Below are 13,140 nucleotides of genomic sequence, written 5' to 3'. Positions count from 1 at the left end.
ATTGTCTGTTGCCTTGTTGCAGATAGACATTACTTTTGGAGACCCGGTAGCAAATGAAAAAAAGGTAGAAAGCAAGTTTGCAAATTTTAAAAAAAAGAAAGTAGATGTGGTCGTTTTACCCGAGCTTTGGACAACTGGCTATGATCTCACCCGTCTAGAAGAGATTGCCGACTCTAATGGAGAACGTTCTCTCTCCTTCCTTTCAAGACTCGCTAAGAAATTTGATGTGCATCTTGTCGCAGGGTCTGTTGCCAAGCACACAGAACGAGGCATAACCAATTCCATGTTCGTTATCAATTCAAATGGTGAACTCGTTAAGGAATATGCAAAAGCACATCTATTTAGACTGATGGATGAGGAAAAGCATTTGATCGAAGGTAGTGAGAATGGCATTTTTGAACTGGCCGGAATAAAATCTGCTGGTGTTATTTGCTATGATATTCGTTTTCCAGAATGGATTCGAACACATATGCTTGATAATACAAAGATTTTATACGTGGTTGCGGAGTGGCCTGCAAAACGAATAGATCATTGGAAAGCATTGTTGATCAGTAGAGCTATTGAAAATCAATGCTATGTTGTAGCTTGCAACCGAGTTGGTGCTGATCCAAACAATAAGTTTGGTGGCCATTCTATGGTTATTGGGCCTTGGGGAGAGATCCTAGAAGAAGCTGCTGACGAAGAAACCATTCTATACAGTGAATTGGAAATAGAGCAGGTAGATGATGTTCGACAGCGTATTCCAATTTTTTCTGATCGCCGTCCGGATATTTATCGCTATTAGAGTAGCACCACTAGGGAACTGAATCGGGAGAGCTGTTTTAACAAACAGATTTAACAGCAATACAAAAAGAAGCTTGATATGTAAGCTTCTTTTTGTATGCTTTCCTATTTGGTTATTATTTAATAATTAGCATTTCATTTTCATCAAATTCCCACATATCCCCATAAGCTACCTCCCAAATATGTCCGTCCGGATCAGAAAAATAGCCACTATATCCTCCCCAAAAAACCGTTTCAGGCTCTTTTAATATGGTTGCTCCCGCATCTCGAGCATTGCCAATAAACCTGTCTACGCCTTCTTTAGAGTCTGCATTATATGCTAACGTGATACCTGAAAAGCCTTGCTTTTGACCGATCAATTCCTCACCAATATCCTTTGCTAGTTCTTCTACTGGGAATAGTGCTAATTTGGTTCCCTGATTGTTAAAAAAGACAACTTCAGGATTTCTGTCTGACACAGAGGTCTTAAAGCCTAATCCCTCACGATAGAAGGTTAACGACTTATGGATGTCTTGAACTCCTAGGGTAATTAAATTAATTCGATTCAATGTAAGCACCTCCGATTATCCTTTTGGAAAGTTCCTTAATTCCCTACTTTGTCTTGCGTGATTCCAACTCTTGTAGGCGTTTTTCAAGATTACTAATCCTTTGTTCTGATTGTCTTGCAGGCTCTTTTACCCTATGTATTATACCTTTCATAACAGCAATGATTGCAATAAAAAATACAACGAAACCCGCTACAAACATAAAGATAATTTCCATGAGCCCCCTCCTCTTCTTTAATACTTCTATTTTCTACCTTTAATTCCTGCCTAAAATAGAAATTGCCCCAAATAATGGGACAACCTATTCTACATTACTTCTTTAATTCCCTTTTTAACAAGTAACCAATTGGCTGGGTAGCTTGTTAGAAATCCAAGTATCATGGCAATTTGCATCATAAACCAATATACAGCAGTATCAGGTTTTGGTGGCACCGTAAAGAGAACAAAATGAACGATTGCCATCCAGCCAAACATGCCGACTTCAAATGCAATAAGCGCTGCGGAATCTGCTTTTATCGCTGACTTAAGCGCACCAGTTTTACCAAGATCTTTGTTCATTGGATAGATCGCATAATATTGGAATATAATGCCGACTAGATATGCTAGGATAAATTCAACCAAAAATGTGCAAACAAAGTGGAACCTACTATGGTGAAACCAGTTAATGCCACAAATGGTACACCTGCTGCATCTCCTACTGTGCATCCCCCTGCGCAATGACTTGTCGACACAAAAACCTTTGCAGGCGTTTTCCGTCGATCTTCACGTTCTGAGCCTTTTGCATTCAGCCGTCCCCACTTAAAGTAAGCCCAAAGTGCGAATGGTCCAAAAAACCATCCGTTTATCGGCCATACCAAGTTCATTACTTTCATCTGCTGCGGATGCCTGGTAATATCCACTATGATAATGGCAGAACTTATTATACCAATGATTAATGCGATCCAAGATATAGTAGTTAACATCATTTTCACCTCACAGTATCGTTTCTACCCAAGTTTGTAATCTTTCTAAACAACGCTATGAACCCATCATAGTTAAATAAGGATTACACTACTAACGTGTAAACTTTTGGCAGACCTGGGAAACGATCTAGTTGCGATCATCTTTGTCTATCGTTAAACTACAAGTAACAAACACCACACCAGGAGGAATAGCCATGCGACTTTGGCACGAAGATTTAATTCCCCACCTGCCTAGGCAGCAGTTGCTTGGACAGCATCGTGAATGCTGTGCTTTAAGAGGTAATGGTTGGGGAAAGCCACATGCTACAGTAAATTATGTATTCGATTATTCACCATATCGTCTGTTTATCTACCATCAATTAATTATGAGGGAGATGCAAAAACGAGGATATCGGGTCGATCCTTTATGGGAAGATCCTTTTTATAGAGGAAAGATTTCTGAAGCACATAATGAAAATAGCCTTTATGGAACCGAGCATGTAAACAAGCAACAAATACCACTCTATCCAGAGCATAGCCCTACCTACTTAAAAGAATGTCTTGATAACCTGAGCGAAAAAGGCATTGATTTGCCAGAGATAAAGTGAAACCCGCCAGTAAGGACTGGCAGGTTTCATTTTTTATGTGAAATATTCTATTTTTGCATCTGGGAAGTAGTGGTTTATATAGCCACCAAGCGTGTCTTTAATGTCTTCCTGTTCTTCATTTTGGTAGACGTATTTGCCAATTCCGTATCTTCCCCATTTCCACTTTCGTTTTGATTCATCAAGCTCAAGCTTTGTCATTGGGTAATTTTCCTGAATAACTCGCTTGGCCGGCTTGGTAAAGCGATGCTGAATTAATTCAAAAGTTAAATCCTTTGTTGCTTTTGCTGGCAAGGCCGCTTCTATCCTTTCAAACATCTCTTTATAGCCTTCTTTCCAACCCTCATGCAAATAAATTGGAGCAACGATAAAACCGAGTGGATATCCAGCTTCTGCAATTTTTACTGCTGCCTCAATCCGTTCTTTCAGTCGGGACGTACCTGGCTCGAAATATTTAATAATATAATCATCATTCACACTAAAACGGAAGCGTGTTCTACCTTTATGCTCTGCATCTAGCAAATGATCGACATGTGCAAATTTCGTAACAAACCGGAGCTTGCCATGCTCAGATTTCCCGAAATATTCAATTGCCCTTTTTAATGTGTGGGTCAGATGATCAATCCCAACGATATCAGAGGTACAGGATGCTTCAAATCTTGTGAACTCAGGGGCCCTTTCCTGCATATATTCCTCTGCCGCATCAAAAATCTCGTCTACATTTACATAGGAACGGATATATGGCTTGCTTCCCATCGTTGTTTGCAAATAACAGTAATGACAATGACCCATACAGCCTGTTGCGAAGGGAATTGCATACTCTGCAGATGGCTTCGATGTATCAAATTTAAGTGTTTTACGGATACCGAGCACAAGCGTTGATTTTGCCGTTCGGTACTTTTGAAAATGATTCTCTCCTGGTAAGTTACGAATTTGGTTATGAGATGTTGTTTCCCTTATCTCGATATCCATCTTTTCAAACTTTCCAATTAACTCCTTGGCAAGTGGATATTCCATGGCTCGTGGCTCTACGTAAACGAGTTGCGGCACAAAAGGCTTAACCATAATAATCCTCTGTTTCTGGTAGTCCAAAAGCTACCTGATATGCTTCCTCTGCTTCTTCGGCACTTTTATATACAGCAAACTCCTCCGTTAATGGAAAATAAGTCTCGTGTATGAACAGTGCAAGTTCACCGTTTTGATCTGGATTTTCAACTACAGCAGCCTGTTGAACATGTGCCACATCTTGGGCATGGGGGTTGCGGATAATAATATAAACAACCTCTCCAGGTTGATAAGATTCATTAATATGCATTTTTTCACCATTCTTCCTTTTTACTATTCAGTATCCGCACTTTCTGTGAAATTATGAGAGTTACCTTTTTTACCCGTGATGAAAGTTAGAAGAAGGGGCCAAAACACATTAGGTATATTACCTTATCGTTAACCTAGGAGCTATGTTAAAATGGATTAAAAATATTTTGAAATATCCACTATAATCTAGCATAGCAGGTTCGTTCATTAAGGTTTTTTAAGTCTAAGATTTTCGGAGGCAGGACTGTGGAGAGAACAAAGGTAAGAGTTTATTTTAGTCTATTCGGGGACACATTTCCTTTAGATTATGTGACTGAAAAACTAGGGATTACACCCTCTAATACTTATACAAAAGGAGATATCATTACCCATCTTCCTACTGTTTTGGTTAGACAAGAAACTTGTTGGGAATTAGATACTGGTTACCAAGAATCTCTTGATGTAAATGACCAATTACAACAAATCTTAGCTCAACTGCAAAATAAAGTATTTCTAATTAATGAGATTAAAATGAATTATTCTGTTGAGTGTAAAATCTTTATTGTTGCGGAAATAGAAGATGGAGATACCCCTGCTATATATTTGGATAGAGATGTGATTAGATTTGCATCCATTATTGAAGCTGAATTTGATATAGATTTATATGCATATCCTTATGAAGAATCTAATGATGTGTTATTTGAGTAAATCATTCAATCCATAGCAATAGGAGCTTGATTAGCCAAGCTCCTATTTTCCTTATCCCAGGGCCACATCGAGGACCATCATGATGGTAAACCCAATCATTAAACTCATCACTGCGAGATCTCTATTCCCTTCTTCCTGTGAACCAGGAATTACTTCTTCTGCTACAACAAAGATCATTGCGCCTGCCGCAAAGCTTAATGCATAAGGTAGAAGCGGCTGGATAAAGGTCACAGCCATCGCCCCAATAATTCCGGCAATTGGCTCAACCATCCCGGAAAACTGGCCATACATAAAGCTTTTACGTCGTGACATGCCTTCTCTGCGTAAGGGCATGGAGACGGCCAGTCCTTCTGGAAAATTTTGAATTCCAATCCCTATTGCCAAGACAATGGCACCTGTAATGGAGGCGGATGGGAATTCTGCAGCCACGGCTCCAAAGGCTACCCCAACAGCTAGTCCCTCTGGAATGTTATGCATGGTTATCGCCAAAACCAGTAACGTACTACGTTTTTTCTTTTTTGGCTGATATCCCTCTGCCTCACTCATCGGGGAGGTGGGATGTAAATGAGGTAAAACTTTATCAATTCCCCATAGAAAAAGGCCACCTAGCATGAATCCGACTGCTGCTGGCATCCAGGAAATCGAGCCATTCTCTTCTGCCATCTCAATCGATGGGGCAAGTAAAGACCAAAAACTGGCTGCAATCATAACCCCACCAGCGAATCCGAGCATACTATCCATTAACTTTTGATTAAAATTTTTAGTTGTAAAAACGAGAGCAGCCCCAAGTGCTGTCATGAACCATGTAAATAATGTAGCAATGCCTGCCTGGGCAACTGGGTGCAATGATAGGAAGTAGTCTAGCATAAATAGTGCTCCTTTCTCTGCTGCAATGCTTGTCTTCGATGTCATTCTATGATGTTAATTCAATACTATTCCTATATGACGGGATTTGTAAACAATATCGAACCAAGAGATTGTTTATATGATCTCGACAAATAATGGATATCTTTATTCTGAAGTAAGTCAACTATAAGATACAAAATATAATCGATCTTAAAAAGGAATTGAGTCATCTGCAAAAATAAGACTTTATAAAAACGCAAAGGAGCAGCACTAGACTGCTCCCTCGTTCACTATTCACCTTGCACTCCGACCTCTAACACCGCATATAGCGGATAATGATCACTCGGGAATTGGTCTCCATTTCTTGTGTTGACGATCTCTATAGAACGAGCAGTAACCTCGCCTTTTGCCAGAATTCCATCAATTCGGAAGTCCTTCCCTCCACCAGTAGGGTCGTGAAAATTGTTGAATGTTCCCATTGTCTCATTTTTCCGTTCCACTGCGGTTTTCCATAGGTTTAGAAAGCCCTTCTCCTTTAGGATTTGGAAAGGAGTACTTTCATGATTCGCATTAAAATCCCCTGTTAATACCATAGGTAATCCTTCACTTAAACCCGATCTTTCCCCCAGTAATGCTGCAGCCTTCTCTCGTGCTTTGGAAGCTATATGATCAAAATGCGTATTTAGGATATAAAGTTCCTTTCCATTATCTAAACTACGGAATTTCCCCCATGACACAATTCTTGGACAGGCACTCCCCCAGCCTTTGGAGCCAGGCTCCCTCGGTTCTTCTGACAACCAGTATGTAGCTGTATCGATTACTTTAAAAGCAGCTTTTCGGAAAAATATCGCAGATCGTTCGCCTTTCTCACCGCCATCTCTTCCCTCTCCGATCCACTGATAGTCAGACAGATTTGCTTCCAGGTCGCTCATTTGCTGTGGTACTGCTTCTTGAATTCCTATAAAATCAGGGTTTTTGTCCTTGATTACCTTTAGTATTTCTGGTAATCTTTGCGCCCACGTATGTGGCGGTTCATCTTCACTGGTTAGGCACCTAATATTGTAGCTCATTACACTAATTAGCATGTAGCTCCCCCCTTAGCTATGATACTAATAGTATAGAATCACCCTTCTCGTTTCACAACCGGAAACTAAAACAGTTAATCAATCCAGGCTCCCGTCAAATGATCGAGCGGTAAATACTCCTCGTTAATCCTTACAAATTGATTTAAAACATCCACGCCAAGAAGCTTGCCCTTTATCTTATGGTAGTCATGGTCTTTGAAATATTCTAATTCAATGGTTAAATCGTTCGCCAATGCCAGCTGAAGCTGTAAATTAATCTCCTCCATTTGGTACTCGGAAAGCATCGGCTTTTCCTTAAACTCCTGCTCTGCCCACATCTTTTTTAGTAATTCAATATGTTCTGGCAGCATCATCGCTGTCCATTTTATCGTACCTCTGTCATTGACACTCATTGTTATGCCCCCACTTTCTTGATTCCTAGTAAATTATAAAATTTGTTTTCTGTGGATAACTAAATAACAGAATTAGTTACATCCGGATCCAGCGCCCAGCAGAAAGGATGTTTTCGCGTTTAAACGTGCGTACGCTTTTTCTATAATAACAATAAGCAAGAACGAGTGTATCATCCATTTTTAGCACACGAATAAAACGTTGCGTAATCTGTTGATTTCCATCCATATAGAACACAACAATTTTTTGTTTTGTTTCCATCGAACGCATGAATACTCCATTCATTGAGAACACCCTTTCCGGAACGTTTGTTCAGAACATCTGTTCTTATTTTACCACATTAGCTAAAAAATATGCATGAAAATTTCTGGAAACAAGTTTTAAAGGGGAAAATCCGCGTCTGTCACGACTTCAATTTGTGAAGCATAAACTGTGAGGGTAAAAATGAAGATGGGGAGTTGTTTCCGTATGACAGTCTCATACATGGATTACACAAGTGATCATGACACATATTTCGCCGATTTGAATAAAAATCGACTGTTTACAAGGAATAGACAGAATTACATTAACCAATTAGGAAGAGATGTATTGAATACCTTAGGGAATGTTTCGCTACTGGATATTTACTTAAGTGATAGGCGTGTAGTAGAACCACACTATCACCAGAACGCCACCGAACTTGTTTATTGTGTTTCCGGTGCAGCACGGGTTTCCTTTATTAACCCATTTGATAATGAGGTCAGCAACATTACCATAAGGCCTGGACAAGTGGCAAACATCCCTCAAGGATGGTGGCATTGGGAGGAAGCAACAACAGACCAAACACATTTGTTAGCCATATTTGACGCTCCGTATCCTGAGTATATTTTAGGCTCTGACATTTTGACAAAGACCCCCATTGATGTACTGGCACATACGTATTGCCTGAATGCCGATCAGTTACGTAAAACACTTTCTCCACTTAACAATGAAACTATCATTATTGGTCCAACAGATGAATGTGAACAGAACCAAGTAAAACAACTATATGCCACTCAACAACCTGTAAAAAACACATACCCTAGAAGCGACACCCCCTCCACTTACTATGACGGGTATTATCCACAGGGACAAAATCATTTCTAATGCCTAGACAGTTTCAAACTTTGCCAGTGTTTGGCGTGGCGCAGCGGACCGATACCAATGTAACATGAGGATAAAAATCAATACCAAATCGATCGCATCTCCACCATAATACATTAACATCCCTCCCGTCTCTGCCTCGTGAGTTGGGACCCCGGTTGGAGGATTTGCATAAATATATTTAGACAGGACAGCATGTGCTCCTAAAGCAACCATGAGGACAATACTGCGGTATAAATAAGAAAAGCGATGAGGTGTCGGGTCGATATAGATCATTGCTGCTGTAAATAAGTATCCAGCTGCAAATACATGAAAATGAACAAGCAAATAAACGAGAAGATTATGGTGCATGAAGTGATATAAATTTGTTGTGTACAGCAACCATAGCCCTCCGATATTTAAAATGGAAGCAATGATAGGATGGCTGAGAATCGCAACAGGAAAACTTTTTAAAAAACTTGCTAAAAAACGGGCCTGCCTGACAGGAAGTGTTCGAAGTACTAAAGTCATTGGTGCAGAGAGTACCAGTAAAAGTGGTGCAAGCATTCCGAGCAGGAGATGGCCCAGCATATGTGCAGTAAAATTTGTGTGAGCCCATTCTGTTAAAGGCCCTATGACTGCACATGTGGCAGCAATTATTCCTAGAGTCCAGAGCATATATCGGGACATTGGCCATGAATGTAAATGGCTTTTTCTGTTGGAAAGAAAGCCTGCTAGAAAATAAACAGCAATCGAAGCAAAAGATAGAGCTAGAACGATAATAGCCCCCACTCCTTGGATTCCGTTATGCATCTGAACTCGACTCCTTCATCTTGTGCAAACTTTTTCTTGTTTGGAATAGAATGATCAATCCAACCAACATCATGATGATTGCAATTCCGTTCCAAACTACGTCATAAATCCAAACATTGTCAACGTAACGAATTTGATGCAGTCCCATTACCTTGTGTTGGATCGTTCCATCATATAGCTGAAACACACCAGCACCAAGAAGTACACTCCCCCACCACCGCTTCAACCAGAGAGCGTTTCTACGTCGTAAATCAGCAAACAGGAATAGACCACCAATGGTAGCGAACCAACTGAATGCATGGAAAAGCCCGTCGGATATGAGCCCAATATCTGTTGTAGATTTATCATAAAAATGGTGCCATCGTAGCAACTGATGGAATACTGTTTCGTCAATAAATGCAGCAAGCCCTATACCAAATAACACACCTGATAATAGATTGCGACCAGCATATTTCATTCTTTTTTTCGACTGATTATCTATATCCATAATATCTACCTCGATTCCAAGCTTTCTAATTGTATACCCATGTAGTGCTCCATTCATTCAATGCAATACAAAAAATCCGAACACCCGAATATAGTGGGATAAATTCGGTGGATCGGATTAAATGTTGGATTGCTTGTCTTCTACAAAAGCTAATTCAGTAGTAAGTTAATTCCCCCAAGGGCCGCCAAAATTAACACAAGGATAGTAAAAACTTTTTGCGGAATAATCGGTAGCACCTTAATACCAATAAATGCCCCTATAATAATGGCAGGAACAAGCCATGCATTAAACGAAATCGATTCCACTGTAATGAGCTCAAGATGCACATAAAACGGCACCTTGATAAGGTTAACAAACAGAAAGAACCAGGCTCCAGTCCCAACAAATTCCTTTTTAGGAAGCCCCTTTACTAATAAATAAATTGTCATGATTGCTCCTGCAGCATTTCCTACCATTGTGGTAAAGCCGCCAAGAATCCCCATAAGTAAGGTAAACCCCAGTGAGTTAGGTAACAAAGTATTAAACTTCGTACCAAATCTCTCCCTTACAAAGTTGAGGGTTATCATCATAAGCACAATAACTCCAATTAATGGCTTCAGTTGTGCATCATTTACATGTTCTAGTACAAAGTAGCCCGCAACTATTCCAATTAACACCCACGGGATAAGCCCTTTTAAATGGTTCCACTTTACATTTCTACGATAGTAAATAATCGCAAAAAAATCCCCCACTAAGAGCATCGGCAACAGAATACCGACAGAATCTCTTGCAGGGAAAACAAACATTAGTAATGTGACAACCAATATAACCAAATTAGGCAATCCAGACTTTGAAAAACCAATACAAAGCGCACAAAAGATTACCAGAATCCATTCCAATAACGTTAGCTCAAACATCGTGCTGCCTCCTGCTTTTAACTATTACTTTTACGGTAGTTTCATAATGTTTATTAAGTAAAAAGGAGAGTTTTCCACTAGATCATATTGGCCTTTACCTTATCTGGAATCATCACAACCTCTGTTTTAAGGTCCAGGGGCCTATAATCAGGATCAATGCAAATATCCCAGAATTCGAGATGCTTTTTATCAATCCAATGGGTGGATTCCTCTACTTCCTGTCCACCTTCCCCTTGTACGGAGTACCAATATAAATACTCCCTACCATCAATGGTCTCTCGGAAGATTGTTTCCACATACATCTTTTCAGCATCTAATGTTAGCAGAACATCCTGCATATGATCTCGGAGAAAGCCCATCCATTCATCTACTTTCGCTTCTGCTCCTTGTTTGACTCGAAACCTAGTCAACTCTGTATTCATCCATATACCTCCCTAAAACTATAGTACAAATTGCTTCAAAAGCCTTATGTTTTCTTCAAGAAACAAAGCATTTTTCTCTGTACCCCGACGCTTGCACCAACCAATACTATTAAATGCATCCGTGAAACGGTAAAAAGGTAATACAGATCCCAAATCCATTAATGGTCTTATACTGTTATATCCTTCTTGAAAGGCTTTATAGATTGAATCATCAAACTGCAGAAAATCACGGTATAGCTTGGTAAAATCAATCTCAGTCGACCCAAATCGTACACTTTCAAAATCGATGATCCCGGAAACTTCTTCGCCGTCTACAATTATATTCGCAGGACGAAAATCCATATGTATGAAGCTTGGTCCGTCTGGACTTGGAAGCTGTCGTTTCATTTTTTCAAACTTTTTAATTGCTAGATTGTATGTATGTTTATCCATTACACCTTCTACATCCTCAGCAAAACTATAAAATTGGTTTTCTAAAAAACTTGTCCAGCTCGGAAATTCATTTTTTATGCCGGTCAGCATATGTTTATCAGGGGGCTGTATGTTATGCATGGAGGCATGAAGAACCCCCACATCATATGCGACGTTAGGTGATACCTCAGCGGTTAACGGACTCCCTTTTAGTTCAGATAACAAAAAAGCACCCGGACATTCGTCATCCCCAGACCAAAAGTCCAACAATTCTGGAACAGCAACCTTGCCTGATAAAATACGATAGGCCTCTAGCTCCCTTTGATATTTTAATTTAGAGTAGGGAATCTTAAAAAAAACTGTTTGACTATTAACCAATTTACATTTATAGACGGTGGAACTAAAGGAATCTTCCACTTCATTCATAGATTGTATTTGCATTCCAAAGTTGTCTATAACACGATCTAACAACGTTTTCCCCTCCTTTACTACTCTGTTAAGTGCCACAAACTTAAGAGAGTTGGATATTTCTATCGATTCATAATCGAATAAACTAACGTATCCCCTTCCGCAAGCTTTACTGTTTTTTCATAGCTAAGTCCTGCCTTCTTAGCTACAAAAATAGAAGCTGGATGATTTGGGTTAATTAAAGCTATCAGCTTCATTAAACCTTTCTCTTTAAATCCAACATTACGTAAAGTAATAGCCGCTTCTTTTGCTAGTCCCATTCCCCAATACTCTGGCAGCAACCAATATCCAACTTCTATTTCCTCTTGACCTTCGATTGTTTGCCGTACTAGTCCAGCATGTCCAATTAGTTTATTATCTGGTTTTAGTTCCAAAGCCTGCAATCCGAAACCGTGTTCATATTCAGAAAACCACCGCTTTAAACTAACTTCCGCTTCTGCAAACGTTTTAGTTTCCCCCTTACCAATATAGCGGACAACCTTAGGATCACCCCACAAACGTGCATAAAAATCTAAATCTTTCTCAGTATAAGGCCTAAAGCGTAGTCTATCACTTGTGACCATAGAAAATTCCCCCTTTCATCAATCCCCTACCTTGTCATGTTATCTGATTTCTCCGACGAATTCCACCAACTCCTAAAATAAATAGTATGAGAACGAGCAGAAACATTGTTGTCGGAATTTGATATCCTTCTAATAACTGTAAAATTCTCTCCTCCTTTATTATCATCTCACCTGCCGTCCAGGCAAGAAGCGCAGCTCCTCCATATACAATGCTTGGGAATTTCTCCATGGCCTTCATAATAACACCACTGGCCACTAGAATGATTGGAATACTAATCATAATACCAATTATAATTAACATTAACTGACTATTTGAAATAGCTACTATTGCTAGGACGTTATCAAGACTCATTAAGATATCTGCAAATACAATAATTGCAATAGCTTCTTGTAAAGAATTGCCCACCTTCAACTGATGGTTATCAGGCTTGTCCACCAATAATTTATAAGCAATAAACAAAAGAAGCAAACCACCAATTAAATGTATCCAAGGCATTTTTAAAAGGTAAAGAACAAGAAAGACAAATAGAATTCGAAATGCCACTGCTCCAAACGTTCCCCATATAACTGCCTTTCGTTTTAGTTGATGTGGTAATTTCCTGCTTGCCATCGCGATCACCACAGCATTATCACCACTCAGAATAATATTGACAAGTAATATCTTTAGTAATGGCTCTATAATCTCCAATAGCCTTCTCCTCCCATCTATTTCCTATGGATAGCCTATGATTCTAGTGAGGAAGACAGACCAGATAAAGTGAAACTTCAATTAGTGGGGTTTTT

General features: G+C 39.6%; 21 protein-coding genes. 4 read left to right on the top strand and 17 right to left on the bottom strand.

The genetic code is table 11. The annotated features are described in order from the left end of the window. The first annotated feature begins 1 nt into the window (after position 1). Positions 2-784: a carbon-nitrogen family hydrolase gene (locus BN985_RS16505; protein WP_198030029.1), complete on the top strand. Its 783-nt coding sequence runs from the start codon at positions 2-4 to the stop codon at positions 782-784. A gap of 115 nt (positions 785-899) precedes the next feature. Here the strand turns inward: BN985_RS16505 and BN985_RS16500 are convergent, their stop codons facing one another. The 4 genes from BN985_RS16500 to BN985_RS19405 form a co-directional block, all read right to left on the bottom strand. Next, complete coding sequence (locus BN985_RS16500) at positions 900-1,331, bottom strand: VOC family protein (RefSeq protein ID WP_042224806.1); 432 nt, start codon at positions 1,329-1,331, stop codon at positions 900-902. A 43-nt stretch (positions 1,332-1,374) separates the two neighbouring features. Then, complete coding sequence (locus BN985_RS19265; RefSeq protein ID WP_198030024.1) at positions 1,375-1,545, bottom strand: hypothetical protein; 171 nt, start codon at positions 1,543-1,545, stop codon at positions 1,375-1,377. A gap of 89 nt (positions 1,546-1,634) precedes the next feature. Beyond that, the gene (locus BN985_RS19410; RefSeq protein ID WP_232225604.1) at positions 1,635-2,033 is read right to left on the bottom strand and encodes a DUF4396 domain-containing protein; all 399 of its coding nucleotides are present in this window, start codon (positions 2,031-2,033) and stop codon (positions 1,635-1,637) included. After that, on the bottom strand, positions 1,931-2,290 hold the full coding sequence (locus BN985_RS19405; RefSeq protein WP_232225609.1) for a DUF4396 domain-containing protein: 360 nt from the start codon (positions 2,288-2,290) through the stop codon (positions 1,931-1,933). The genes BN985_RS19410 and BN985_RS19405 overlap by 103 nt, the downstream gene beginning before the upstream one ends. Positions 2,291-2,484: 194 nt before the next feature. Between BN985_RS19405 and BN985_RS16490 the strand changes: the two genes are divergently transcribed. After that, on the top strand, positions 2,485-2,877 hold the full coding sequence (locus BN985_RS16490; RefSeq protein ID WP_042224805.1) for a TIGR02328 family protein: 393 nt from the start codon (positions 2,485-2,487) through the stop codon (positions 2,875-2,877). 33 nt (positions 2,878-2,910) lie between these two features. On the opposite strand, the gene splB is transcribed toward BN985_RS16490, so the two are convergent. After that, positions 2,911-3,939 (bottom strand): spore photoproduct lyase, encoded by a 1,029-nt coding sequence (gene splB, locus BN985_RS16485; protein ID WP_042224803.1) that lies wholly within the window; start codon positions 3,937-3,939, stop codon positions 2,911-2,913. After that, the gene (locus BN985_RS16480; protein ID WP_036576358.1) at positions 3,932-4,189 is read right to left on the bottom strand and encodes a transcriptional regulator SplA domain-containing protein; all 258 of its coding nucleotides are present in this window, start codon (positions 4,187-4,189) and stop codon (positions 3,932-3,934) included. The genes splB and BN985_RS16480 overlap by 8 nt, the downstream gene beginning before the upstream one ends. A 245-nt stretch (positions 4,190-4,434) precedes the next feature. Here BN985_RS16480 and BN985_RS16475 point away from each other — a divergent pair, with 245 nt between their 5' ends. Continuing rightward, positions 4,435-4,875, top strand: a complete 441-nt coding sequence (locus tag BN985_RS16475; RefSeq protein WP_042224801.1) for a DUF4279 domain-containing protein — start codon at positions 4,435-4,437, stop codon at positions 4,873-4,875. 51 nt (positions 4,876-4,926) lie between these two features. Here the strand turns inward: BN985_RS16475 and BN985_RS16470 are convergent, their stop codons facing one another. The 4 genes from BN985_RS16470 to BN985_RS16455 all read right to left on the bottom strand — a co-directional run bounded on the left by BN985_RS16470 (position 4,927) and on the right by BN985_RS16455 (position 7,481). Next, positions 4,927-5,742: a ZIP family metal transporter gene (locus BN985_RS16470; protein WP_042224800.1), complete on the bottom strand. Its 816-nt coding sequence runs from the start codon at positions 5,740-5,742 to the stop codon at positions 4,927-4,929. Positions 5,743-6,011: 269 nt separating this feature from the next. Continuing rightward, on the bottom strand, positions 6,012-6,806 hold the full coding sequence (locus tag BN985_RS16465) for an endonuclease/exonuclease/phosphatase family protein (protein ID WP_052360723.1): 795 nt from the start codon (positions 6,804-6,806) through the stop codon (positions 6,012-6,014). A gap of 74 nt (positions 6,807-6,880) precedes the next feature. After that, complete coding sequence (locus BN985_RS16460) at positions 6,881-7,198, bottom strand: YolD-like family protein (RefSeq protein WP_052360722.1); 318 nt, start codon at positions 7,196-7,198, stop codon at positions 6,881-6,883. A gap of 76 nt (positions 7,199-7,274) precedes the next feature. Next, the gene (locus BN985_RS16455) at positions 7,275-7,481 is read right to left on the bottom strand and encodes a hypothetical protein (RefSeq protein ID WP_042224797.1); all 207 of its coding nucleotides are present in this window, start codon (positions 7,479-7,481) and stop codon (positions 7,275-7,277) included. A 183-nt stretch (positions 7,482-7,664) separates the two neighbouring features. On the opposite strand from BN985_RS16455, the gene BN985_RS16450 reads away from it, so the two are divergent. After that, a complete protein-coding gene (locus tag BN985_RS16450) occupies positions 7,665-8,321 on the top strand; it encodes a cupin domain-containing protein (protein ID WP_042224796.1) in 657 nt (218 codons plus the stop codon). A 3-nt stretch (positions 8,322-8,324) separates the two neighbouring features. Here BN985_RS16450 and BN985_RS16445 read toward each other — a convergent pair whose 3' ends face one another. The 7 genes from BN985_RS16445 to BN985_RS16415 form a co-directional block, all read right to left on the bottom strand. Beyond that, positions 8,325-9,110 carry a cytochrome c oxidase assembly protein gene (locus BN985_RS16445; protein ID WP_042224794.1) on the bottom strand — a complete coding sequence of 262 codons (786 nt, stop codon included), beginning with the start codon at positions 9,108-9,110 and terminating at the stop codon, positions 8,325-8,327. Next, positions 9,103-9,597, bottom strand: coding sequence for a DUF2243 domain-containing protein (locus BN985_RS16440; protein ID WP_042224935.1), 495 nt, complete (start codon positions 9,595-9,597; stop codon positions 9,103-9,105). Before BN985_RS16440 ends, BN985_RS16445 begins: the two co-directional genes overlap by 8 nt. A gap of 149 nt (positions 9,598-9,746) precedes the next feature. Further along, the gene (locus BN985_RS16435; RefSeq protein ID WP_042224793.1) at positions 9,747-10,493 is read right to left on the bottom strand and encodes a sulfite exporter TauE/SafE family protein; all 747 of its coding nucleotides are present in this window, start codon (positions 10,491-10,493) and stop codon (positions 9,747-9,749) included. 77 nt (positions 10,494-10,570) lie between these two features. Beyond that, on the bottom strand, positions 10,571-10,915 hold the full coding sequence (locus BN985_RS16430) for a DUF6176 family protein (protein WP_042224792.1): 345 nt from the start codon (positions 10,913-10,915) through the stop codon (positions 10,571-10,573). Between the two features lie 18 nt (positions 10,916-10,933). Next, a complete protein-coding gene (locus BN985_RS16425) occupies positions 10,934-11,797 on the bottom strand; it encodes a phosphotransferase family protein (protein WP_084157584.1) in 864 nt (287 codons plus the stop codon). A 59-nt stretch (positions 11,798-11,856) separates the two neighbouring features. After that, positions 11,857-12,357, bottom strand: coding sequence for a GNAT family N-acetyltransferase (locus BN985_RS16420; RefSeq protein WP_042224790.1), 501 nt, complete (start codon positions 12,355-12,357; stop codon positions 11,857-11,859). 34 nt (positions 12,358-12,391) lie between these two features. Further along, entirely contained in the window at positions 12,392-13,045 is a 654-nt protein-coding gene (locus BN985_RS16415) for a YjbE family putative metal transport protein (RefSeq protein WP_042224789.1), read from the bottom strand. Between the last annotated feature and the right edge of the window lie 95 nt (positions 13,046-13,140).

Source organism: Oceanobacillus manasiensis, assembly GCF_000724085.1.
GTDB lineage: Bacteria > Bacillota > Bacilli > Bacillales > Amphibacillaceae > Oceanobacillus_B > Oceanobacillus_B manasiensis.
Note: the sequence above shows the minus strand (reverse complement) of the source record. Positions and strands in the feature narration are given on the sequence as shown.